Source organism: Nocardioides sp. (assembly GCF_036503465.1).
In the GTDB taxonomy this organism is placed as follows: domain Bacteria; phylum Actinomycetota; class Actinomycetes; order Propionibacteriales; family Nocardioidaceae; genus Nocardioides.
In genome coordinates, this window is the sequence record NZ_DASXWU010000046.1 from 28,279 (window position 1) to 51,064 (window position 22,786).

General features: G+C 71.4%; 24 protein-coding genes. 17 read left to right on the forward strand and 7 right to left on the reverse strand.

The window, feature by feature from the left end:
* Positions 1-164 precede the first annotated feature (164 nt).
* Positions 165-488: a DUF3099 domain-containing protein gene (locus VGK78_RS07940; protein ID WP_331527051.1), complete on the reverse strand. Its 324-nt coding sequence runs from the start codon at positions 486-488 to the stop codon at positions 165-167.
* A gap of 45 nt (positions 489-533) precedes the next feature.
* Between VGK78_RS07940 and VGK78_RS07945 the strand changes: the two genes are divergently transcribed.
* The 9 genes from VGK78_RS07945 (at position 534) to VGK78_RS07985 (ending at position 8,025) form a co-directional block, all read left to right on the forward strand.
* On the forward strand, positions 534-746 hold the full coding sequence (locus VGK78_RS07945; protein ID WP_331527052.1) for a dodecin: 213 nt from the start codon (positions 534-536) through the stop codon (positions 744-746).
* 16 nt (positions 747-762) lie between these two features.
* Complete coding sequence (gene fabG, locus VGK78_RS07950) at positions 763-1,473, forward strand: 3-oxoacyl-ACP reductase FabG (protein WP_331527053.1); 711 nt, start codon at positions 763-765, stop codon at positions 1,471-1,473.
* A 63-nt stretch (positions 1,474-1,536) separates the two neighbouring features.
* On the forward strand, positions 1,537-2,307 hold the full coding sequence (fabI, locus tag VGK78_RS07955) for an enoyl-ACP reductase FabI (RefSeq protein WP_331527054.1): 771 nt from the start codon (positions 1,537-1,539) through the stop codon (positions 2,305-2,307).
* A gap of 216 nt (positions 2,308-2,523) precedes the next feature.
* Positions 2,524-4,230 (forward strand): Mur ligase family protein, encoded by a 1,707-nt coding sequence (locus VGK78_RS07960; protein WP_331527055.1) that lies wholly within the window; start codon positions 2,524-2,526, stop codon positions 4,228-4,230.
* Between the two features lie 38 nt (positions 4,231-4,268).
* Positions 4,269-4,784 carry an rRNA adenine N-6-methyltransferase family protein gene (locus VGK78_RS07965; protein ID WP_414690649.1) on the forward strand — a complete coding sequence of 172 codons (516 nt, stop codon included), beginning with the start codon at positions 4,269-4,271 and terminating at the stop codon, positions 4,782-4,784.
* Between the two features lie 67 nt (positions 4,785-4,851).
* Positions 4,852-5,346 carry a carboxymuconolactone decarboxylase family protein gene (locus tag VGK78_RS07970; protein WP_331527057.1) on the forward strand — a complete coding sequence of 165 codons (495 nt, stop codon included), beginning with the start codon at positions 4,852-4,854 and terminating at the stop codon, positions 5,344-5,346.
* Between the two features lie 8 nt (positions 5,347-5,354).
* Entirely contained in the window at positions 5,355-6,788 is a 1,434-nt protein-coding gene (locus VGK78_RS07975) for a PLP-dependent aminotransferase family protein (protein WP_331527058.1), read from the forward strand.
* A gap of 28 nt (positions 6,789-6,816) precedes the next feature.
* Positions 6,817-7,245, forward strand: coding sequence for a hypothetical protein (locus tag VGK78_RS07980; protein WP_331527060.1), 429 nt, complete (start codon positions 6,817-6,819; stop codon positions 7,243-7,245).
* 90 nt (positions 7,246-7,335) lie between these two features.
* The gene (locus VGK78_RS07985; protein WP_331527061.1) at positions 7,336-8,025 is read left to right on the forward strand and encodes a DUF6766 family protein; all 690 of its coding nucleotides are present in this window, start codon (positions 7,336-7,338) and stop codon (positions 8,023-8,025) included.
* A 71-nt stretch (positions 8,026-8,096) separates the two neighbouring features.
* Here VGK78_RS07985 and cphA read toward each other — a convergent pair whose 3' ends face one another.
* Both cphA and VGK78_RS07995 read right to left on the reverse strand, forming a co-directional pair.
* Positions 8,097-10,877 (reverse strand): cyanophycin synthetase, encoded by a 2,781-nt coding sequence (gene cphA, locus VGK78_RS07990; RefSeq protein ID WP_331527062.1) that lies wholly within the window; start codon positions 10,875-10,877, stop codon positions 8,097-8,099.
* Entirely contained in the window at positions 10,874-11,890 is a 1,017-nt protein-coding gene (locus tag VGK78_RS07995) for a cyanophycinase (protein ID WP_331527063.1), read from the reverse strand. The genes cphA and VGK78_RS07995 overlap by 4 nt, the downstream gene beginning before the upstream one ends.
* A gap of 34 nt (positions 11,891-11,924) precedes the next feature.
* Between VGK78_RS07995 and VGK78_RS08000 the strand changes: the two genes are divergently transcribed.
* A complete protein-coding gene (locus tag VGK78_RS08000; RefSeq protein WP_331527064.1) occupies positions 11,925-12,458 on the forward strand; it encodes a histidine phosphatase family protein in 534 nt (177 codons plus the stop codon).
* A 53-nt stretch (positions 12,459-12,511) separates the two neighbouring features.
* On the opposite strand, the gene serB is transcribed toward VGK78_RS08000, so the two are convergent.
* Positions 12,512-13,729 carry a phosphoserine phosphatase SerB gene (gene serB, locus VGK78_RS08005; protein WP_331527065.1) on the reverse strand — a complete coding sequence of 406 codons (1,218 nt, stop codon included), beginning with the start codon at positions 13,727-13,729 and terminating at the stop codon, positions 12,512-12,514.
* Between the two features lie 38 nt (positions 13,730-13,767).
* The gene (locus tag VGK78_RS08010) at positions 13,768-14,499 is read right to left on the reverse strand and encodes a hypothetical protein (protein WP_331527066.1); all 732 of its coding nucleotides are present in this window, start codon (positions 14,497-14,499) and stop codon (positions 13,768-13,770) included.
* 54 nt (positions 14,500-14,553) lie between these two features.
* Here VGK78_RS08010 and VGK78_RS08015 point away from each other — a divergent pair, with 54 nt between their 5' ends.
* The 7 genes from VGK78_RS08015 to VGK78_RS08045 all read left to right on the forward strand — a co-directional run bounded on the left by VGK78_RS08015 (position 14,554) and on the right by VGK78_RS08045 (position 20,994).
* Entirely contained in the window at positions 14,554-15,357 is an 804-nt protein-coding gene (locus tag VGK78_RS08015) for an ABC transporter ATP-binding protein (protein WP_331527067.1), read from the forward strand.
* 47 nt (positions 15,358-15,404) lie between these two features.
* Positions 15,405-15,863, forward strand: coding sequence for an NfeD family protein (locus VGK78_RS08020; RefSeq protein ID WP_331527068.1), 459 nt, complete (start codon positions 15,405-15,407; stop codon positions 15,861-15,863).
* A gap of 67 nt (positions 15,864-15,930) precedes the next feature.
* Positions 15,931-17,142: an SPFH domain-containing protein gene (locus VGK78_RS08025; RefSeq protein ID WP_331527069.1), complete on the forward strand. Its 1,212-nt coding sequence runs from the start codon at positions 15,931-15,933 to the stop codon at positions 17,140-17,142.
* Positions 17,143-17,153: 11 nt separating this feature from the next.
* The gene (locus VGK78_RS08030) at positions 17,154-17,903 is read left to right on the forward strand and encodes a sulfite exporter TauE/SafE family protein (RefSeq protein ID WP_414690651.1); all 750 of its coding nucleotides are present in this window, start codon (positions 17,154-17,156) and stop codon (positions 17,901-17,903) included.
* Between the two features lies 1 nt (position 17,904).
* On the forward strand, positions 17,905-18,420 hold the full coding sequence (locus tag VGK78_RS08035; protein WP_331527071.1) for a nucleotidyltransferase domain-containing protein: 516 nt from the start codon (positions 17,905-17,907) through the stop codon (positions 18,418-18,420).
* A 379-nt stretch (positions 18,421-18,799) separates the two neighbouring features.
* The gene (locus tag VGK78_RS08040) at positions 18,800-20,038 is read left to right on the forward strand and encodes a transglutaminase-like domain-containing protein (protein WP_331527072.1); all 1,239 of its coding nucleotides are present in this window, start codon (positions 18,800-18,802) and stop codon (positions 20,036-20,038) included.
* 179 nt (positions 20,039-20,217) lie between these two features.
* Positions 20,218-20,994 (forward strand): hypothetical protein, encoded by a 777-nt coding sequence (locus VGK78_RS08045; protein ID WP_331527073.1) that lies wholly within the window; start codon positions 20,218-20,220, stop codon positions 20,992-20,994.
* 39 nt (positions 20,995-21,033) lie between these two features.
* Here the strand turns inward: VGK78_RS08045 and VGK78_RS08050 are convergent, their stop codons facing one another.
* Positions 21,034-21,675 carry a response regulator transcription factor gene (locus VGK78_RS08050; protein WP_331527074.1) on the reverse strand — a complete coding sequence of 214 codons (642 nt, stop codon included), beginning with the start codon at positions 21,673-21,675 and terminating at the stop codon, positions 21,034-21,036.
* 96 nt (positions 21,676-21,771) lie between these two features.
* Positions 21,772-22,761, reverse strand: a complete 990-nt coding sequence (locus VGK78_RS08055) for an alpha/beta hydrolase (protein WP_331527075.1) — start codon at positions 22,759-22,761, stop codon at positions 21,772-21,774.
* Between the last annotated feature and the right edge of the window lie 25 nt (positions 22,762-22,786).

Genomic DNA, 22,786 nt, shown 5'->3' on the forward strand with positions numbered 1-22,786 from the left:
AGCAAGCTCGGTCGAAGCGACGCCACAAATGACGACGAGTGCCAGACAGCCACGGGGGAAGCTTTCCGGCACTCGTCGGTGCGCGTCGGCTCGGGGAACCCGACGGACACGTCGGCGATTGTTGCACGGACGGCGGGGACAACCAACCCCGAACCGCCGCCAGATCATTCGGAATCCGTGCCCGGTGGCAGCTGCCTGTCCTGCGATGAACCGTCCCGCAGCTCGAAACCGTCCGATTTCGTGCTGGCGGCGTTCGCCATCACCACGGCGACGTACGGCAGGGCCACCGCACCGATCACGAAGATCCACGGCAGCCACCCCGGACCCAGGTGCGAGATCGCCAGCCCGGCGACGACGAGGAAGCAGAGCGTGCGGATGCCCATCGTGATCACGTACCGCTTCTGGCGCGAGGCGATGTCCGCGCCGGCGCCGGCTGACGCCGTCGTGATGCGCACCGGGGGTGGTTCCCGGCGCTTCGGGCGCGCCATGTCTCCACCCTAGGTCGGGCCCATCGGGTCGTAGAGTCCGCATCCATGAGCAACCGCACCTACCGCGTGACCGAGATCGTCGGAACCTCCCCGGACGGCATCGACGAGGCCATCCGCAACGCCGTACGACGGGCCAGCGCGACCCTTCGACATGTGGACTGGTTCGAGGTGACGCAGGTCCGCGGCCAGATCAAGGACGGGGACGTCGAGCACTTCCAGGTCGGGATGAAGATCGGTTTCCGGCTCGAGGACGAATGACGCTAGCGTCGGCGCCGTGAGCGAGCCCCGATCTGTCCTGGTCACCGGAGGCAACCGCGGCATCGGGCGCGCGATCGCCGACGCGTTCCTGGCGCTCGGTGACCAGGTCGCGGTCACGTCCCGCTCAGGGGGTGGCCCCGAGGGGGCCCTGCACCTGACCTGCGACGTGACCGACGCAGCCGCCGTCGAGCAGGCGTTCGTCGACGCCGAGGCCGCGCACGGCCCGGTCGAGGTGCTGGTCGCGAACGCCGGCATCACCGCCGACACCCTGCTGCTGCGGATGTCGGAGGACGACTGGGGCTCGGTCATCGAGACCAACCTCACCGGCACGTTCCGTCTCACCAAGCGGGCCGCGAAGGGCATGCTGCGGCTGCGGCGCGGGCGGATCATCCTGATCTCTTCGGTGGTCGGTCTGACGGGGCAGGCCGGGCAGGTCAACTACGCCGCGTCGAAGGCCGGCCTCGTCGGCATCGCCCGGTCGTTGACGCGTGAGCTCGGCTCCCGGTCGATCACGGCGAACGTCGTGGCGCCCGGCTTCATCGAGACCGACATGACGGCGGTGCTCACCGACGACCAGAAGGCCGGGATCATGGGCCAGGTCCCGCTCCAGCGCTACGGGACCGTCGACGAGGTCGCCTCGGCCGTGATCTGGCTGGCGTCATCCGGTGGCGCCTACGTGTCCGGCGCCGTGATCCCGGTCGACGGCGGCCTGGGCATGGGCCACTGACCGGCTCGTCGGACGGGCCTGGCCGAGATCACGACGTACACGAAGGACGAAAGGGAGCAACGGATGGGCATCCTCGAGGGCAAGCGGATCCTGGTCGCGGGGGTGACCCTGGACACCTCCATCGGGTTCGCGACCGCGAAGGTGGCGCAGGAACAGGGTGCCACCGTGCTGATCTCCAACTTCGGGCGCGCGCTGGGCATCACCCGGCGGATCGCCAAGCGGCTCCCGACGGAGCCACCCGTGCTGGAGCTCGACGTCACGAACCAGGAGCATCTCGACGGCCTCGCCGACGCCGTGCGGGAGCACGTCGACGGGCTGGACGGCGTTCTGCACTCGATCGCCTATGGCAACCCGGAGACGCTGCTGGGCGGCAAGTTCATGACCGGGCCCTGGGACGACGTCGCGCAGGCCGTGCAGGTCTCGGCGTACTCCTTCAAGGCGCTGACCACCGCCTGCCTGCCGCTGATGGGTCCCGGAGGCAGCATCGTCGGCATGACCTTCGACGCCTCCGTCGCGTGGCCCGGATACGACTGGATGGGCTTCGCCAAGGGGGCGCTCGAGTCGTGCAACCGCTACCTGGCCCGTGACCTCGGGCCGATGGGCATCCGCTGCAACCTGGTCAGCGCCGGTGCTCTGAAGACCCTCGCCGCGAAGGCGATCCCGGGCTTCGAGCTCTTCGAGGACGAGTGGGTCAAGCGTGCTCCGCTCGGCTGGGACCTCGACGACCTCGAGCCCACGGCCCGCACCGTCGTGGCCCTGCTCAGCGACTTCTTCCCCAAGACCACCGGCGAGATCGTGCACGTCGACGGCGGCTACCACGCCATGGGCGCCTGACGCCTCGGGAGTCGCTGCCCGGGCGGTGAGTCCGGACCCGTTCGGGTCGGTCGGAACGGTCCCAGCTCACCGCTGACTGCGGTCGGTGCCGGACTGTTGCGGGCGGCGGTGAGTCCGGACCCGTTCGGGTCGGTCGGACCGATCCCAGCTCACCGCCCGTCGCCGACCCGCGACGCGCGGGCCTGGGGGGAGGCAGCACTTCGGTACCTTTCCCGCGTGACGTCGCTCGTCGAGCTCCGGGTCCTCGAGGGCCCGAACCTCTACTTCCCCCGCGCCGCCATCAAGCTCACCCTCGACATCACCGGGCTGGCCTCGGCGCCGACGCAGACCGTCGAGCGGCTCGCGCGGCGGATCGGCCTGGACGGCGCGCGGCCGGGGGAGCCGGACACCGGCTTCCGGCAGCGGTTCGCGCTGCGCGCGGTCGCGCGGCTGGTCCGGGCCATCGCCCACGAGTCGGGTACCCAGCGGCTCGCCGTCCGCGTGCGGCCAACCAATGACGCGCACCTGATCGTGGTCTCCTATCCCTGGCGACACCGTGACCGCGCGCAGGAGATGGGGCGCGCGGTCGCCGACGTGCTCGACTCCGTCCCCGGCGAGGACGTCGAGCAGGCGGTCGGGCACGCGGCCGAGCGCGTGACCGCTTCGCCCCCGGGCGAGCCCCCCCACACGATCACGCCCCAGATCCCGGTCGTCGCCGTGACCGGCACCAACGGCAAGACCACCACCAGCCGGATGATCGCGCACATCGCCCGCACGGACGGGACGGTGGTCGGCTGGTCCAACACCGACGGCATCTACCTCGACGGCGAGCAGGTCGAGGCCGGCGACTACTCCGGACCGAGCGGGGCGGGCAGGGCGCTCGCGCTGCCGGGCGTACAGCTGGCGGTCACCGAGACGGCGCGCGGCGGCATCCTCCTCAAGGGCATCGGGCTGACCCGGAACGACGTGTCGGTGGTGACCAACGTCAGCGCCGACCACCTCGGCCTGCAGGGCATCGACACCCTCGACCAGCTCGCCGAGGTCAAGGCCGTCGTCCCCCGGATCACCCGACGCCGCGGCTGGGCGGTGCTGAACGGCGACGACCCGCGGGTCTATGCCATGCGGAACGTGGTCAAGGCCCGTCCGTGGGTCTTCTCCCGCGACCCGAACTCGCCGGCCATCCGCGAGACGCTCGACGCCGGCGGCCGGGCGACCACGGTCATCGACGGGTGGGTCTCGGTGCTGCGGGCCCGGGCCGACCCCGACCCGCTGGTGCAGCTGGCCGATGTGCCGATGACCCTGGCCGGCCTCTCGCGGTTCAACGTCGAGAACACCCTCGCGGCAGCCTCGGCAGCACTGGCGCTCGGCGTCCCGCGAGAGACGGTGGTCGACGGAATGCGCTCGTTCCGACCCGACCCCGAGCACAACCCGGGCCGGATGAACTTCTTCACCGTCCCGGTCACGGACGGCGAGGCATCGGTCGTGATCGACCTCGCCCACAACGAGGCGGGCCTCGAGGCGCTGCTCGAGATCATGAACGGCGTACGCCGCCCGGGCGCCCGCCTGCTCCTGGGACTCGGCGCGGTCGGTGACCGGACCGACGACCTGATCGGACGCCTGGGTGAGATCGGCGCGATGGGTGCGGACGTGGTCGCGATCGGTCACAAGCAGCGCTACCTGCGCGGCCGGACCAAGGCGGAGCTCGAGCGACTCCTCCGCGAGGGCGCCGAACGGGTCGGAGCCACCGACGTCGCGGCGTACCCGACCGAGGTCGCCTGCCTCGCCGCCCTGGTCGAGCAGGCTGGGCCCGGGGACGTCGTCGGACTGATGTGCCACGCCGAGCGGGAGGAGGTGTACGCGTGGATCACCGACCACGGCGGCACCGGCGACAGCCCGCAGCGTCTCGGCGAAAAAGTTCGTGCGGCGCGCGTCCCGGTTGCCTAGGGTCGGCGTCATGGTCACGTACATGGTGATGGTCCGCCGTGGGCGCGGCGCCGTCGCAGCGGGCCGCACGGCGTTGGGGGTGGCACCCGCTCACACCTGAGTGGGCCGATCGCCTGGTGGCAGCCTCGCCCGTCCGGCCCGGAGACGTCGTGGTCGACCTCGGAGCCGGCGACGGTGCACTGACCCGACCCCTCCTCCGGGCCGGCTGCCGCGTCCTCGCCGTGGAGCTCCACCCGACAAGGGCGCGTGAGCTACGCCGTGACTTCGAGGGGAGACGGGTCGCGGTGCTCGAGCTGGATCTGACGGAGTTCCGCTGGCCGGGCCACGCGTTCCGGGTGGTCGCGAATCCGCCGTACGCCGGCATCAACGCACTGGTCCGCCGCCTGCTCGGCGTCCGGACGCTGCGGTCGGCCGATCTCGTGGTCTCGGAGGGCCTCGCCCGTGGGCTGCTCAGGCGGTACGGCGACCGGCTCGAGCCGGGCCTCCGCGTGCCGCGAGCCGCCTTCCGCAACAGGCCGCCGGCTGACGCCCGGGTCCTCAGGATCCGACGTTGAAGTGGACCAGTTGGAGAGGACAGAACTGGCTCATCCCACTGGTCCAGATCACGCCTAAGGTGGAGTCATGATCACCACCCGGAGCGACCCCCGCCACCAGATCCCGACCCGCCTCGACGTGGACGCCGCCGTCCCGTCCTTCAGCAAGGCGATGGCCCACCTCGACGCCACCGCAACCCGTGAGCTCGACCGGGTCGGGTTCCCGCGCGGCCTCCGCGACCTCGTCCGTCTGCTCGCCTCGCAGATCAACGGCTGCGCCTACTGCGTCGACCTGCACGGCCGGGACGCCGCGTCCGCCGGCGAGTCGGCCCAGCGCATCAACGCCATCGCCGTGTGGAACGAGTCGCCGTTCTTCACCGAGCGAGAGCGCGCGGCCCTCCGGTTCGCCGAGGTCGTCACCCGCGTCGCCGACACCCACGTCCCGGCCGAGGAGTACGACGCGGTCGCGGCTCACTGGTCGTCCGACGAGGTGGGAGCCCTGCTGGCCCTGATCGTCACGATCAACGCCTGGAACGGGCTCGCGGTCGCCTCCCGGGCCTGGGAGCCGGCGCTGGCCGACTGAGTGCCTGGGTGGACCTCCACGTCACCCTCGAGACTCCGGGCGACTCCGACACCAGGGTCGTCCGGATCTACCACGCCCTGCGCGAGGCCGTGCTCGACGGCCGGCTCGCCGGTGGCGACCGGGTCCCGGCCACTCGCGACCTCGCGCGCCAGCTCGGGGTGGCACGAGGCACGGTCACGGCGGCGTACGACCGGCTCACCGCCGAGGGCTTCCTGGAGGCCCGGCCGGGGGCCGGCACCTACGTCGCCGACGTCGCTCTCGAGGCCTCCGCCGGCACCCGGCGACGCCGCGCCCGCGTCGGGGCGGTCCGCCCGCTTCCACTGTGGGAGACGGAGCCGGGGGCGTGGGCACCCCGCGACCGCCGCCTCCACGACCTGTCGATCGGACTCCCTGATCCGGCGCTCTTCCCGCTCGAGGTGTGGCGCCGGCTGGTGTCGGCGCAGCTCCGGCGCTCGCGCATGGAGGAGGCGACGTACGGCGGGCGCGGCTCGTTCCGGTTGCAGCATGAGATCGCCCGGCTGCTCGGCCTGGCCCGCTCCGTCGTCGCCTCCGCCGACGACGTGGTCGTCACCGCGGGAGCGCAGCAGGCGATCGACCTGGTGGCGCGGGTGCTGGTGGCACCGCGCACGGTGGTGGCGGTCGAGGATCCCGGGTACGCCGCCGTGCATCGTCTCCTCGAGACGCATCGCGCAGTGCTCCGCGGCGTCCCGGTCGACGACGAGGGACTGGTCGTCGACGCCCTGCCCGCCGACGCGCGGCTCGTCTACGTCACGCCGTCGCACCAGTTCCCGACCGGGGTCCCGATGTCGCTGGCGCGGCGGACGGCCCTGTTGCGATGGGCGGTGGACCACGACGCGGTCGTCGTCGAGGACGACTACGACAGCGAGTACCGATACTCCCGGCAGCCGGTCGAGCCGCTACAGAGTCTCGACCGCGACGGCAGGGTCGTGTACGTCGGCACTTTCTCCAAGTCGCTCCTCCCGGCCCTGCGGATCGGCTTCGTCGTCCCGCCGCGCTCCCTGCTGCCTGCGCTACGGGAGGCGAAGCGGGTCACCACCTGGGAGGGCGACCTCACCACCCAGGGCGCGCTGGCGGAGTTCCTCGCCGAAGGTCACCACGCCGCCCACGTCCGCCGGGCGACCCGGGTCTATCGCGAGCGGCGTGACCTCGTCCTCACCGCGCTGGCCGAGCTGCACGACGTACTCACGGTGATGCCGTCGGTGGCCGGTCTGCACGTGTGCGCCCGCTTCCGCGACGAGACCGTCGACGACCGGGACGTCGTACGTCGTGCGGCCCGGCGCGGCGTACGCGTCGAGGCGCTGTCCGGCCACCATCGCGACCGGCCGCCCCGCCCCGGACTGGCGATCGGCTTCGGTGGCATCGGCGCCGACGAGATCCCCGACGCCATGAACCGGCTGGGGGGCGCAGTTCGCTCCGAGTGACGGGTGCGCGGAGGGGTACGGGGGTCCAGTGACCCGGCACGGCCTCCGAAGCGGCATCGTGGGCGGAGCCTGCGTCGTCGTGCTGGCGATGGCGTCAGGCTGCGCCAGCAACCGCGCCGATGACGTCCAGAGCGTCGCCTCGCAGTTCTACGACGCCATCTCCGCCGAGCACGGCTCCGGCGCGTGTGCCCTGCTCGCTCCGCCCACCCGCTCCTCGGTCGAGCAGACGGAGAAGAAGCCGTGCCCCGACGCGATCATGGCCGCTGGACTCCATCCTCCGAGCCGCGTCGAGAAGGTCAAGGTGTACGGCACGATGGCCCAGGTCACCTGGGGCACGGAGGTCACCTTCCTGACGCGGTACGACGAGGGGTGGCGCGTGCTGGCAGCCGGGTGCTCCATGCCGCCGGCGTCACAGCGGACGGCCGACCACTACGACTGCACCGTGGAGGCAGGCTGACATGCGCTCCCAAGTCGTCCTGTTCGCGCTGTACGTCGTGTGCATCCTCGGCGGACTCGCCTGGTTCCTCTACGCGGGAGCGAGCCGCTTGTGAGCGAACGCCGCATCAGGACCACCGTCCGGGACAACGGGCTCGGGCTCTTCTTCGCCGGGCTGTTCCTGGCCTGTCTGGTCGCGCAGTCGTTCGCGGGCTGGCACGCCCTGAACTCCCAGCAGGCCACCGACGGCCTGGGGCAGCTCAGCTGGTGGCGCTACGTCGTATCGACGGACTTCGCCGTGGACGTCACCGAGAACTGGCAGAGCGAGTTCCTGCAGTTCTGGGTGTACCTCATGGCCACCGTGTGGCTGGTCCAGCGGGGCTCACCCGAGTCCAAGAAGCCGGAGGAGGTCGGCCCGGAGTCCGACGAGGACCAACAGGTGCGCCAGTACGCGGGTGACGACTCGCCGCGACCGGCACGGCAGGGCGGCTGGACGCTGTGGTGGTACTCCCACTCGCTCGCCTGGATGATGGGCCTGTTCTTCGTGCTCTCCTGGGCGGCGCAGTCCGTCGCCGGATGGGCGTCGTACGACGAGGACCGGCTGCGGAACCTCCAGGACCCGGTGAGCTGGCCGTCGTACCTGGGGAACGCCGACTTCTGGTCGCGCACCCTGCAGAACTGGCAGTCGGAGATGCTCGCGGTCGGCACCATGGCCGTGCTGGCGGTCTTCCTGCGGCACCGCGGGTCGTCGCAGAGCAAGCCGGTCGGCGCCTCGCACGAGGCGACGGGCGTCGACAGCTGAGCCTCCTCCGGTGGCCGAGCGAGGGTTCTTCGATGGTCGAGCGAAGTCGAGACCACGGCTTCCGCCGAGGTCTACGGCAGCGCGGGCTCCGGCGCCGGCGTGTAGTCGGGGTCGGCCGCCGGGGCGTCGGGGTTCTCGCCGGAACCGGCCTGGGCCCGGTTCGACCAGTTCTCCAGCTCGCTCATCACGCGACCGTGCTGGTCGACACAGATCACCACGAGGTCGCCCGGGTTCGCGCGGGACAGGGCGTGGCGCACCGCCGCGATCTCCTCCAGCACGACCTCGACCTGCTTGCAGCGGGCACCCTCCGACATCGCCTTCTGCACACCCTGCGCGACCAGGGCGGAGGTCTCGCCGCGCTCGCGGCGGCGGAGGGCGTCGTCCTCGCGCACGATGACCACATCGAAGTGCTGGGCGGCGACGGCGCCGAGCTCCCGCATGTCCTCGTCGCGTCGGTCACCGGCGGTTGCGATGACGCCGATCCGCGAGAGCTTGCCCAGCTCGGCCGTCGTCGAGAGAGACTCGCCCACCCGGTCGACGAAGTCGCCGAGCATCCGCATGCCGGGGGCGTTGTGGCAGTAGTCGACGAGCACGTGGATGCCGTTGACCTCGACCTCGTTGAGCCGGCCGGGGGAGAGGTAGTAGTTGGTCGAGAACGTGCGCAACCCCTGCCGGATGTCGTGCAGCGGCGCCCCGGCCGCGAACGCCGCGGCGGCCGCGGCCAGCGAGTTCTGCACGTTCATCCGGGCCCGGCCGTTGAACGTCGCGGGCAGGAGGTGGGTCCAGGCCAGCTGCATCTCGCGCCGGCCGTGCTTGACCACGATCATCTCTCCGCGATCGGACGGGTTGAGCACCAGAGCCTTGCCGCCGCGGCGGCAGTGGGCCTCGATCATCTCCCGGACCTCGGAGCCGGGCTCGTCCATGGAGAACCACACGACCTGGCCGGAGCACCGGCGCCGCATCTCCCGCACCAGCGGGTCGTCGGCGTTGAGTACGGCGTGCCCGTCACGCGGCACTGCCTCCACGACGACGGCCTTCACATCGGCCAGCTGCTCGACGGTGTCGATGCCGCGCATCCCGAGGTGGTCGGGCTGGACGTTGAGGACGACGGCGACGTCGTTCCGCTCGTAGCCGAGACCTTCCCGCAGGATGCCGCCCCGGGCGACCTCGAAGACCGCGAAGTCGACGCGCGGGTTCTGCAGCACCATCCGTGCGCTGCGCGGCCCCGACGCGTCGGCCCGGATCAGCAGCCGCTCGTCGATGACCACACCGTCGGTCGACGTCATCCCGACCTTGCGGCCCATGCCCTTGAAGATGTGGCTGATCATCCGCGACGTCGTGGTCTTCCCGTTGGTGCCCGTGACGGCGACGATCGGGATGCGCGAGGGGGCGCCGGGCGGGAACAGCATGTCGATCACCGGCTTGGCGATGAACTGCGGCTCGCCGATGGTCGGGTGGGTGTGCATCCGGAATCCGGGGGCGGCGTTCACCTCGCAGATCGCGCCGCCGGTTTCGCGCACCGGCTCGGTGATGTCGGGGCAGATGAAGTCGATGCCGGCGATGTCGAGCCCGATCATCCGGGCCGCCTCCTCGGCGATCTCGACGTTCTCCGGATGTGCCTCGAAGGTCCGGTCGATCGAGATGCCGCCGGTCGACATGTTGCCGGTGAGGGCGAGCTTCACGGTCTCGCCCTCGGCCGGGACGGAGTCGAGGCTGTGGCCCTGCCCTGCGAGCACCTCCTCCGCCGCGGCGTCGACCTTGATGCGCGTCAGCACCTTCTCGTGCCCCACCCCGCGCCGGGGATCGGCGTTCGTGAGGTCGACCAGCTCGCGGACGCTCGCCCTCCCGTCGCCGGTGACGGACGCGGGGACGCGCTCGGCGATCGCGGCCATCCGGCCGTCGATGATCAGGCAGCGGTAGTCCCGGCCGACGACGAACGACTCGACGATGCAGGTGCCGCGGCGTGACTGCTCCTGGGCGACCGGGAACGCCTCGCGCACGTCGTCGTCGTTCCGCAGGTCGAGGCACACGCCTCGGCCGTGGTTGCCGTCGAGCGGCTTCACGACGACCGGGAACCCGATCCGGCGGGCGGCCGCGACCGCCGCGTCGGCGCTGCGCACCGACTCCTGCTTGGGCACCGGCAGCCCGGCCGCGCCGAGGAGCTTGGTGGTGAGGTCCTTGTCGGAGGCGACGTCGACCGCGATCGAGCTGGTCGCCGACGTCATCGTGGCCCGGATGCGCTTCGCATGCACTCCCTGTCCGAGCTGCACCAGGGAGTACTGGTTGAGCCGGATCCAGGGGATGTCCCGGCTCACGGCCTCGTCGACGAGAGCCTGCGTGGAGGGCCCGAACGCCGTGCGCTCGGCGCGGAGGATGAAGGCCTCGAGCTCGCTCTCCCAGTCGAACTCCGGGTCGGCCTGCACGAGGTGGTTGACCAGCCGGGCGGCGAGACGGGCCGCCGCGAGCCCGACGTTCTCGTCGATGTACCCGAAGATCACGTTGTACCGGCCCGGTTCGCCCTTCACGCCGCGGGTCTTGCCACGGCGGATGTCGTGGCCGACGACCTGCTGGAGCGCAAGGGCGCAGTGCTCGGTGACGTGTCCGAGCCAGGTGCCCTCGTGCAGCCGCTCGACGAAGCCGCCCCTGCGTCCGCGCGAGCAGGAGTGCTGGTTGAGTCCGGGCAGTGCCTCGAGCAGGTGCTCGGTGAAGCCGGGGAGCTTGTCGGTCGGGTACTGCTCCAGCGCGCCGAGGTCGACCACGAGGTGGATCGCCTTGTCGTAGGACCACACGTTGGGGCCGCGGTAGACGCGGGTCTCGACGATCTGGAGGTCGGGGGTCGGGCGCTCGGTCACCGGGTGTCTCCGTCCTGCTCCTCGTGGGCCTGCTGGCCCTGCTCCGCGTGGGCGCCAGTCTGGCGGGAGCCTCGGGTGCGGGCCAGGTGTCTGCGGAGGTACGACGGGCCGACGTCCCCGGCCGCGATGTCGCGGGCCATCTGCCGCAGGTCGGCCTGTGCCTCCGCGATCTCGGCCGCGTCCTGCATCGAGACCTGGGACGCCGTCGGGAGGAGGCAGCGCTCGGTCAGGTCGAACGCCGCGCCCGCCGGCAGCACGTGGAGCACGATCCCGCTGGCCAGCAAGGGCGAGGACCGCTTCGCCTCGTAGGAGTTCGTGACCAGCCGGGCCGGATCCAGGATCGTGACCGCGCCCCGGCCGGACACCCGCAGCACCTCGTGACCCTCTTCGAGGGTGACCGTGGCGCAGGTGTCCTCGTCGACGCCGATCCCGAGCAGCTGGGGCGACTGGGCGACGATCATCAGCAGCCGCCCGTACCGGTTGCGCTGGTCGAAGTGCTGGTCGATCACGGTGGTGCCGAGCAGGCCGAGACCGGCCGCCACCTGGGTCATCCGCTGCTTCGGGGTCGCCCCACCCCGCCCGAACGCCACCATGTGGGAGGACTGGATGCTGGCGCCCGCCGAGGTCCCGGCGACGACCGCTCCTCGCTGGTGAGCGCGAACCACCGCGTCGCCGACCGGGGTGCCACAGATGATGGCGGACAGCTTGAGCTGGTTGCCGCCGGTCATGAAGACCCCGGTCGCCTCGTCGACCGGCTTCACCAGGTCCGGGTCGTGCGCCTCCTCGCGGGTCTCGGGGCGGCAGGCGGCGACGGCGGCGGCGCCGAGCCGCCGGAACAGCACGTCGTACAGCTCGACGACCTCGTCGCCGATGCTGGAAGCGGTCGGGATCACCACGATCCGGGCGTCCGGCCCACCACTCGCGACGACGAAGTCGGTGAGGATCGCGCGCTTGCGGAGCTTGTCCTCGGCGCCGCCGATGATCATCAGCGGCCCGGGCGTGTCCTCCGGCATGACAGGGAAGGCTAGCCGGTGCCAGAGTGCCGGTGTGAGGGAGCAGTCCGAGCGGGGAAGGCATCTGCTCGTCCTGATGCGCCATGCGAAGGCCGAACCGGGTGGCGAGACGGACGCCTTGCGCGAGCTGTCGCAGCGGGGATGGAACGACGCCCTGGACGCGGGCCGCTGGTTGGCCGGTCGCGGGATCACCCCGGACTCCGCCCTGGTGTCGTCGGCGCGGCGTACGGCGTCGACCTGGGCGGCGGTCGCCGAGGGCGGGTCCTTCCCGGAGGCGGCGGCGTACTCCGACAGCCTGTACAGCGCCGCGCCCGAGACGGCACTGGACCTGGTGCGCGAGACCGACGACTCCGTCTCGGTCCTCGTCGTGGTCGGGCACAACCCGACCATCGCCTACCTCGCCCAGCTCCTCGACGACGGCGGCGGTGACGAGGAGGCGGGGCGCGAGATGGCCACCGGCTTCCCGACCGGCGCCCTGGCGGTCTTCGAGGTCACCGGCTCCTGGTCCGACCTCGACCTGGCCTCCGCCCGGCTCGTCGCGTTCCACGTGGGCCGGGCTTCCGGATAGTGCGGATCAGGAGGCCGGTCGGACGGGCGCGGGAAGCGGCCTATTGATCCGTACTATCCCAATGGCGGGGCAGGGGTGACCACGCCGTGCTCGAGGTCCAGGGCCTCGATCTCCTCGCGGCTGATGCCGAGGAGGTACATGATCGCGTCGAGGTACGGGACGTTGACCGTGGTGTCGGCGGCCTGCTGGACCAGGGCCTTGGCGTTGTAGGCGATGCCGAGGCCGGCGATCTCGAGCATGTCGAGGTCGTTGGCGCCGTCACCGATGGCGACCACCGACTCCACGGGTACGCCGACCTGCTCGGCGAAGTAGCGCAGGGCCGACGCCTTGCCCGCCCGGTCGACGACCTCCCCGACGATGCGGCCGGTGAGGACGCCGTCGACGATCTCGAGCTCGTTGGCCCGCGCATAGTGGATGCCCAGGTCCTCGGCCAGCCGGTCGGTGATCTGGCTGAAGCCCCCCGAGACGAGGGCGAAGCGGTAGCCCAGCCGGCGCAGGATGCGCACCAGCGTGCGGGCGCCCGGGGCCAGGACCAGCGCGTCGTACACCTCGTCGAGGGCCGAGGCCGGGACGCCCTCGAGGAGGGCGACCCGGTCGCGCAATGACTGCTCGAAGTCGATCTCGCCGCGCATCGCGCTCTCGGTGACCGCTGCGACCTCGGTCCGGTGACCGCTGTGGTCGGCCAGCAGCTCGATCACCTCGCCCTGGATGAGCGTGGAGTCGACGTCCATCACGATCAGCCGCATCGCGCGGCGTAGCAGGCTCGACGGCTGGACCGCGATGTCGACGCCCTGCGTGGCGGCTTCGATGCTGAGCATCGCCCGGAGCCGGTCGGGGTGCGCGCCTGAGACGTGGAGGTCGATCGCGGTCACCGGGTAGCGGGCCATCCGCTCGATCCGGTCGATGTTGGCGCCGGTGTCGGCGATCCGGCCGGCCACCGCGGCCATCGCCGCCGCCCTGAGCGGGGCACCGATCACGGTGACGTGGGACCGGCCCTCGCGTCGGACCTTGTTGTCGCCGATGCCGCGGTCGACCTCGATGTGCATGCCGAGGTCGGCGGCGGTCGCCTCGACGGCGTCGCGCAGCCGCTTCCAGTCGCGCGGGGCCGTGACCAGGATCCCGAGGATCAGCCGCCGCCGGAGCACGATCTGCTCGATGTCGAGCACCTCGACGCCGGCCCGGGTGAGCGTGCGGAACATCGCCGAGGTGACCCCGGGCCGGTCGTTCCCGGAGATCGTGAGCAGCAGCGTCTCGGGCATCTGGTCGCTCATGGCGACTCGAGGCTACCGAGGCGCCGACTCATCGGGCCTCAGGTGTCCGGCGCCCAGACCTCCGGGGAGCAGGCGGCGACCAGGGCACGGCGGGCGGCGGCGCCGAGGGGCCGGAGCGCGGCCCGCCGGGCCGCCACCTCCGCACCACTGAGAGCACCACCCTCGTCCTCGAGGGCGAGGTCGACGATCGCCCGGGCTTGCAGAGCCCGACCGGCCAGCGCCACACATCGGCCCGGCGTCCCGGGCGGGGGGTCGAGGGACGGCGGGTGGTGGAGGTTCATCAGCGCGTCGGCCGCCGCGGGACGCCATCGCGCCACGTCGAGGTCGGCCAGGCTCGAGGCCGACTCCTGCAGCGCGCGGCGCAGCGCCCGATCGGACTCACCGACGTCGGTGAGCTGGCGCGGCTCGGCGGCGTACGCCGTCCACTCGACAGCGGCGCCCACCCGTCGCGGCACGAGTCCGACGGAGCCGGCCACCACCGCCTCGCCGGCCTCGAGCGCGGCGGCGTTCAGCTCGGAGGGGCCGCCGATCCCGACCGGGTCGCCGGGCTCGGGGAGCGCCAGTCCGCACCCCTGCACGCCGGAGATCCGGAGCTCGGCGAGGGCTCTCGCGAGCGGGACCGGGCCCTCGATCTCACGGAGTCCGGCCACGACGTGGGTCGCGTCCTGCTGGAGCACGGCGTCGAGCGCGAGGTCGGTGACGACCCGTCCACGAAGCCAGGCCGTGCCCCACCACGCGAGGCGCGCAGAGAGGGGGAGGACGAGCGACACGGCCCGTCACCCTACGCGCCGGAGACCGCAGCACCGCTGGATAGGGTGGCGCGCATGGTCGCGGTGATCGAGTTCGCCGACGTGACCGTGCGACGGGGATCGGCGACCCTGCTGGACAAGATCTCGTGGCGCGTCGCCGAGGGGGAGCGCTGGGTCGTCCTGGGACCCAACGGCGCCGGGAAGACCACCCTGCTGCAGGTCGCATCCGCGCAGATCCACCCCACCGACGGGGTCGCCGGGATCCTCGACGAGGTGCTCGGCACGGTGGACGTGTTCGAGCTCCGCCCCCGGATCGGGCTGACCAGTGCGGCACTGGCCGAGCGCATCCCGCGCGACGAGCTGGTCCGCGACGTCGTCGTCAGCGCGTCGTACGCCGTGGTCGGGCGCTGGCGCGAGTCCTACGACCACCTCGACCACGACCGCGCCCACCAGCTGCTGGCGTCGGTGCGCGCTGACCACCTGCTCGACCGCACCTTCGGCACGCTCAGCGAGGGGGAGCGCAAGCGCGTGCAGATCGCCCGTGCCCTGATGGCGGACCCCGAGCTCCTGCTGCTCGACGAGCCCGCCGCCGGGCTCGACCTCGGAGGGCGCGAGGACCTCGTCTCCACGTTGTCGGTGCTGGCGCTCGACCCGGCTTCGCCGGCGACGGTGCTGGTCTCGCACCACGTCGAGGAGATCCCACCCGGCTTCAGCCACGCGATGCTGTTGCGCGCGGGCCGCGTCGTCGCCTCCGGCCGGATCCGTGACGTGGTCACCGAGGAGCACCTCACCGAGACGTTCGACATGCCGCTGGTCCTCGCCTACGAGGGTGGGCGCTGGACCGCGCGCCGGCGCCTTCGTCGTCGTACCGACCTGTGACCTTCCGATAGCCCGGATTGCGGTCGTCCGCGGGATAGGCTTCAGGCGTGGAGTGGCTGGGGGATCATCTCTGGGCCGCCTGGCTGGTCCTGGCGGTCGCCCTCGGCGCGGCCGAGATGCTCAGCCTCGACCTGATCCTGCTGATGCTCGCCGTCGGCGCCCTGGTGGGCGCGCTGGTCGCGGTGGCCGGGCTGCCGGTCGTGCTCCAGGTGCTGCTCGCCGCCGGCGGTGCCACCGCGATGCTCGCCCTGGTGCGCCCCAATCTCATCCGCCGCCTGCACTCCGGCCCCGAGCTGATCACCGGTCACAACAAGCTGGTCGGTCAGCAGGGAGTCGTCACCGAGCAGCTGTCGGCGCACACGACGGGGCGAGTGAAGGTCGGCGGCGAGGTCTGGTCGGCGGCGCCGTACGACGAGACGCTCACCATCGCGCCGGGAGCGGTCGTCGAGGTCTTTGCGATCCGCGGCGCCACGGCGTACGTCCATCCGGTGGGGGAGCTCCTATGAGCTCGACCGACCAGCCCGACCGGGCACCGGCCGGATCTGCCGGTTCTGCCACAGCAAAGGAGCACATGTGACCGCCCTCTGGATCGTCGTGGCGATCATCGTCCTGTTCGTGATCGTGCTCCTGGCCCGGACGGTGCGGATCATCCCGCAGGCCCGGGCCGGGATCGTGGAACGGTTCGGCAAGTACAAGGAGACACTGCCGGCCGGCCTCAACGTGGTCGTGCCGTTCGTCGACAAGGTGCGCTACCTGATCGACCTGCGCGAGCAGGTGGTCAGCTTCCCGCCGCAGCCGGTGATCACCGAGGACAACCTGACCGTCTCCATCGACACCGTCATCTACTTCCAGGTGACCGACCCGATCGCCGCGACGTACGAGATCGCGAACTACATCCAGGCGGTCGAGCAGCTGACCATGACCACCCTGCGCAACATCGTCGGCGGCATGGACCTCGAGGAGACGCTGACCAGCCGCGAGACGATCAACTCCGGTCTGCGCGGCGTGCTCGACGAGGCCACCGGCAAGTGGGGCATCCGCGTCAACCGGGTCGAGATCAAGGGCATCGACCCCCCGCCGTCGATCAAGGACTCGATGGAGAAGCAGATGCGCGCCGACCGCGACAAGCGCGCGGCGATCCTGTCCGCCGAGGGCCAGCGGCAGTCGGCGATCCTCACCGCCGAGGGTGAGAAGCAGTCGGCCATCCTCTCCGCCGAGGGCGCTCGCGAGTCGCAGATCCTCAGGGCGCAGGCCGACCGGGAGGCCGCGATCCTGCGGGCCCAGGGTGAGGGGCAGGCCATCCAGACTGTCTTCCAGGCGATCCACGACGGGCAGCCGGACCAGTCGCTGCTGGCCTACCAGTACCTCCAGATGATGCCGAAGATCGCCGAGGGCGACGCGAACAAGGTGTGGGTCATCCCCTCCGAGATCACCAAGGCGCTCGAGGGGCTGGGCTCGTCGATCCACGAGATCGCCGGGATCCCGAAGGAGTCCGGTGGGCCGCGCAAGCGTGTCGACATGGGTGCGTCCGCACCTGCGGTGCCGTCGGCCGGGAGTGCGACCGATCGCGAGCTGTCCAGCGCGAACAAGGCGGTCGAGGACGCGATCGCCGAGGCCGAGCACGCCGCGAATCCCGGGGCCCGCGCCGTACCCACGGCCGACCCGACATCTGAGCCGATGTCCGGGCCGACGTCCGGGGCCGCCGGCGCGGACGACGTACCCGACGCACCTCTTCCGCCGACCGCTGGCGGTGACGACGACCCGGGGACCGCGCCCACGCAGTGACCCTCCTGCAGATGGCTGCCGTGCTCGTCGCGGGGATGGCGGCCGGGACCATCAACACCGTGGTGGGGTCGGGAACGCTGATCACGTTCCCGACCCTCCTGGCGTTCGGCGTGTCGCCGGTGACCGCGAACGTCTCCAACACGGTCGGGCTGGTGCCGGGCTCGCTCTCGGGCGCCTGGGGCTACCGGCGCGAGCTCGAGGGGCAGCGGCCTCGCCTGTTGCGACTCGCCACGGCGTCGCTGTTGGGCGGCATCGCCGGCGCCGTCCTGCTGCTCGCCCTGCCGTCGGGGGCGTTCGACGCGGTCGTCCCGGCGCTGATCGCGATCGGTGTCGTGCTGGTGCTGCTCGGTCCGCGCATCCAGCAGCGCGTCGTACGGCGAGCCGAGCGGCGTGGTGGGCTTCCCGAGACCGGCGCGGGCTGGGTCTGGCCGGCGGTGGCCGGCGCGGGCGTGTACGGCGGGTACTTCGGGGCCGCGCAGGGCGTCCTGCTGATGGCGATCCTGGGCATCGGCGTCGACGACACCATGCAACGGCACAACGCCACCAAGAACGTCCTGGCGCTGTTGGTCAACGCGATCGCGGCCGTGGTGTTCGTGATCGTCGCGCACGTGGACTGGCGGGTGGCCGTGCTGATCGCGGTCGGGTCCGTGATCGGGGGCCAGATCGGCGCGACCGTCGGCCGCCGGCTTCCGCCGATCGTGCTGAGGGGAGTGATCGCCGTGGTCGGCGTGGTCGCGATCGTGGCGTTCCTGGTGAGCTGAGATGACCGAGTACGCCATGCCGGCAGAGGCGGCGCTGACGCTGGTCGCCGCGCTGGACGAGCGTGGGGTCGACGTCTGCGTCGGCGGGGGATGGGCCGTGGACGCGCTGGTCGGCCGGCGGACGCGGGAGCACGCGGATCTCGACATCTGGGTGGACGCAGCGCACACGGAGGGCCTCCTCGCGGCGTTCGCGGATCACGGCGTCGATCGGATCTTCCCGTGGCCCGGCGACCGCCCCTGGAACTTCGTGCTGCATGACGGCCGCTCGCGCCGGGTGGACCTGCACCTGTACGAGACCTTGGCGGACGGTCGTCTCCACTACGGCAGCGTCTCTGCTCCGTTCCTCTTCACCACCGAGGACCTTGCGGGACGCGGTCGGATCGCGGGAACGGAGGTCCGCTGCGAACGCCCCGAGTTCGCCCTGCGCAACCACACCGGCTACCCGTCGCGAGACGTGGACCGGCACGACGTGGCACTTCTCTGCGAGCACTTCGGACTTCCGACGCCCGACTCGTGACGCTGCCCGCCGTCTCCTCGCCCGAGGTCATGGCCCAATGCACCCGGGACCCTGTCTCGCAGCAGCTCGTACTGCGCGCGGTGACGACGAGGTGCGTCGGGTGCGCTCGACGACCTGGCCACCGACCATCACCTCGTCCGGACGGAACTGATCCGCGGTGAGGTCCACCTCGGTGCCGTCGGGCAGCCGGTTCAGTCGGGGTGACCGACCTCGGCGCCGTTCACGTGGACCTCTCCCAGCACGGAGATGTTCGGCCGACAAGCCCACGCAGGCAGGATGGCAGCAGGTGGGGACATGCACGCCCTGCCGGCTCGGGAGGCCCGTAGTCCGGGTCCAAACCTCGCTACGTTGGCTCGACCGATTCAGGACGGAGGACGTCGTGGGGGAGCCGATCGAACAGCTGCGAGCACGGGCGGTCGACCTGGCCCGCGTGGAGCGGTGGGCCGATGTGCTGCGTCTGCGTCCTCAGCTCGAGCGGGACACCGAGTACTGGACGTCGGTCTGGGGGCCGGTGTGTGCGGTTGCCGCCTACCACGAGGGCCGGGACGATGCCCGTGAGCTGCTGGTCTCGGTCATCGATGCGGGCTTCCATGACCTGAACCCGGTTGCCGACCTGTTCGCCGGCAGTTTCGCGACGGAGCCGGACTGGCCCGAGCTGCGTGCGCGGATGGAGGCCAACGAGCCGCCACCGCCGATCGAGATCACCGAGTGGCCGTGCGCAGCCCCGATAGGTCCGCTTGGGCTGGACCGGCTCGATCCGGACGGAGAAGCCGTGCTGGCGAGCCGGATGCCGCCTCCTGCCGAGACCGCACGGGCGACGGCATCGGCGACGCTTGCCTGGGTGACCGGCCGCTGGCGGCACAGCAGCACGAACCACGTTGCGGCGCGGGACGCCAATGCGGTCCTCGACCTGGTGCAAGCGGGTGGCAGATTCGCGTGTCGGGAGTACACCATCGTGCTCACCCAGGCCCTCAACGCCATCGGCATCCCCGCCCGCCCCGTGGACCTGTTCCGCGAGGACTACCACGCGGGGATGGGCACCGCCCACGCGGTCACCGAGGCGTGGCTGGACGACCTCGGGCGCTGGGTCGTCCTCGACGGTCAGAACGGCGCGACGTGGCGAGACTCCGCCGACAACCTCCTCGGCGTCGTCGAACTGCAGCAGATGCTGATGCGGGGCGATCGACCCGGCTTCGTGGGCTCGGGTCCCAACTTCGAACCGGAGACGGCGGAGGAGTGGATGGCGTACTTCCGCCACTGCTCGGCGGGAGGCGCCGCATGGCGGCCCGACTCGTTCGTGCCGGTGCTGGAAGGGCGGGCAGTCGTGGAGGCGCGGCCATTGCTGAAGGAGGCAGCCTCCGCCCATCCGGACCTTGCGGCGATCTCCACCTCGATCGTCGATCAGGACGGCGTGCCGTCGGCGCTGTTCGGCACGGATCACCCCTTCGCCACGGGGTTCTCGGCCATCGACGACACCGGTGTCAACCGAGGCCTCGCCCTCGACGAGCCCCTCCCGCTCGACGGCGATCCCGGACCTCACGGCTGGCAGGTGGCGACGCGAACCCGCTACGGCATATTGCGGCCCTCGCGACTCGCGTACACCATCCGGCAGGGATGACCGTAGCTCCACCGCTTTGGCCCGGCGCACCCGTCGGTGATTCCCCCGCATGTACGAGGCCCGCAGGGTCGACCACCTCGACATGTCCGTGTGCTCCGAGCACGTCGGCTTTGCGCTGCCCTCGGCGTACCTGGAGGAGCGGCGCTCCGCGCCCGCCCTGGGCATGGGAAGGTGCCGCCATGTGGACGCGCGACCAGGTGCTCGAGGCCTCGCACGCGTGGCAGTGGATCCCGCCCGGAGCGGAGGAGCTGAGAGTCGATGGCGTCGTCGTCATCGACTATCCGGAGTGGGCGCGCATGGGCTTCTACGTGATGCCCGCGAAGGTTGCCGACCCGGCCGGGACGGTGAGCGCTGTCTGTGAGCTCGCCCGAAGCCGCGGCCGCAGCACCACGGAGTGGTGGATCACGCCCTCCACCCAGCCTGATGCCATGGAGGAGACCCTCGTCGAGCGCGGCGCCGTCGTGTCGGACGTGGCGGACATCGTGGCCTACGACATGTCCGACGGCCCTCCGGCCGTTCCTGTCCCACACGACGTGCGCGCGTCGCTGGTCTCCGATGCCGCGAGCCTGGACGACGCTGAGGAGGTTGCGGCCCAGGTGTGGGGAGGTGCCCCGTCTTCCGATGACCGCCGTGCCGAGCAGCTCCGGTCGCTCGGGAATCCGTTGGACGAGCAGGGTGGTTTCCGGGTCGTCGCCTACCTGGACGACACGCCCTTCGCGACGGGTGGCTGCCAGGTCGCGGACGGTGTCGCTCGTCTCTACGGCGGGTGCGTGCGCGCGGAGATGCGTGGCCGAGGAGGTTACCGCGCGACGCTCCGGAAACGGCTCGAGGTCGCCTACGACCACGGCGCGGGACTGGCGCTCGTACACGCGCGCGTCAACACGTCCAAGCCGATCCTCACCCGGCTGGGGTTCGAGTCGTACGGGCAGGGCCGGCACCTCACCCTGACGGTGTGAACGACGGCCTGCGCATCGGACGGACGTGCGTGAGTGGCGTCAGAGCCCGACGTCGTCCGTGGACTGGAAGCCGTTCCGATAGCCCCACGCGACAGCCTGGGGTCGGGTGCGCACGCCGATCTTGCGGTAGGCGCTCCTGATGTAGCTCTTCACGGTGTTGATGCTGAGGTAGCTGCGCCGGACGATCTCGTCGTTGGTCAGTCCGCGGGTGATGAAGGTGAGCATCTCGGACTCGCGCTGCGTGAGGCCGAACGGCTGGCCCGGCCAGGTGAGGTCGGGCTCCTCCGTATGGGGCGCAGCGGTCGGCTCGCGGTCCTCGTGGATGGCGACGACCGCGGCGACGAGCTCGTCGGCGCTGAGGCCCTTGTGCAGGTAGCCGACCGCGCCGTGTCGGCGGGCAGCCTCCTCGGGGTACTCCTCCCAGCTGTAGACGACGACCTTCGCCGAGTTGGACTCGACGATCTTGCGCAGCTTGATGTCGTTGTCGGGCAGGCGTCCGAACGTGTCGTAGAGGATGATGTCGGCCCGGTGTGGCACAGCGGCGAGGGTCGTGAGGTCCACGATCTGCACCTTGCTCGGGTACCGGGCGAGCATCTGCGCGAGGCCCAGCAGGGCGATCTCGTAGTCGTTCGACAAGGCCACTCGGATCGGTCGACGTGACTCCGCGGTCGCCTGCGGCACCATGTCTCCTTCCGCGCGGCTGCGCTACGAGGCCCCGCACAGGCCGTACCCAGCCGCCCGAGGACCACGCGCACCCGCACGCGGCACGGGACCGCGTCAGGCGTCGACGTACGCCGTCAGCCAGCGGCCGAGCTCCGCGAAGGCGCGGGTGCGGGGTTGCTCGCGGGACAGGAACACGTCATGACGGGCGCCCTCGATGCCGACGTAGGTGACGTGGTGGCCGAGTGAGGAGGACCAGCGGCGGATCTGCACGACGTCGAGCACGATGTCGGTGGAGTGGACGTCCTCGCCGAGCTCGGTGGGTGTGGTGGACCGGGTGCTGGCGAGGACGAGCGCCGGGAACTCCAGTGCGAGTCCACCGTGCAACGTGGCCTGGCCGCGCCGGATCGCCGCCAGCCATCCGGCGTACGCCGGCCACGACGCGATCGGCTTCCAGCCCAGGTCGAAGTCCCACTCGCCCTCGTGGTCGCGGTGCAGAGAACGGGCGTAGAGCCCGGTCACGGTGCGCGGGATGATCCGCATCGGCTGCCGCTTCGCGACCTGCTGCACGACCGGAGTCAGCCCGAGCCGCACCCACGCCGTCCCCTGGAGGTCGAGCCACGGTGCGTTGAGGACGACGCCCCGCACGTCGAGGGCCCGGCCCTCCTTGTGGCGGGCGTCCGCCCACAGCGGCACGATCAGCCCGCCCGTCGAGTGCCCGCTCAGGACGACGTGCGGATGGTCCGCGGTGACCCGGTCCCACGCGAGGTCGAGCTCGGGGTGGTAGTGCGCCAGGTCCGCCACGTAGTTGGGCGTCTGGTGGGGGAGGATCGACCGGCCGTACTTGCGCAGGTCGAGGGCGTAGAAGTCATAGCCCCGCTCGCACCACCACTCGGCGTACGCGGTCTGGAAGAAGTAGTCGGCGAACCCGTGCACGTGCAGCACCGCCCGATCCGTGGCCTCCGTGGCGGGCCGACGGACCAGGGTCGCGACGACCTTGCCCTCGTCGTCGTCGGGCAGCTCCAGGGTCTCGGCGGTGTACGGCGCTCCCAGCACGTCGGGCACGAGGATGTCGCGCACGCCCGTGGACCCCGACCCGTCAGCCATGCGCGCATTCTGCCAACCGCCGGGG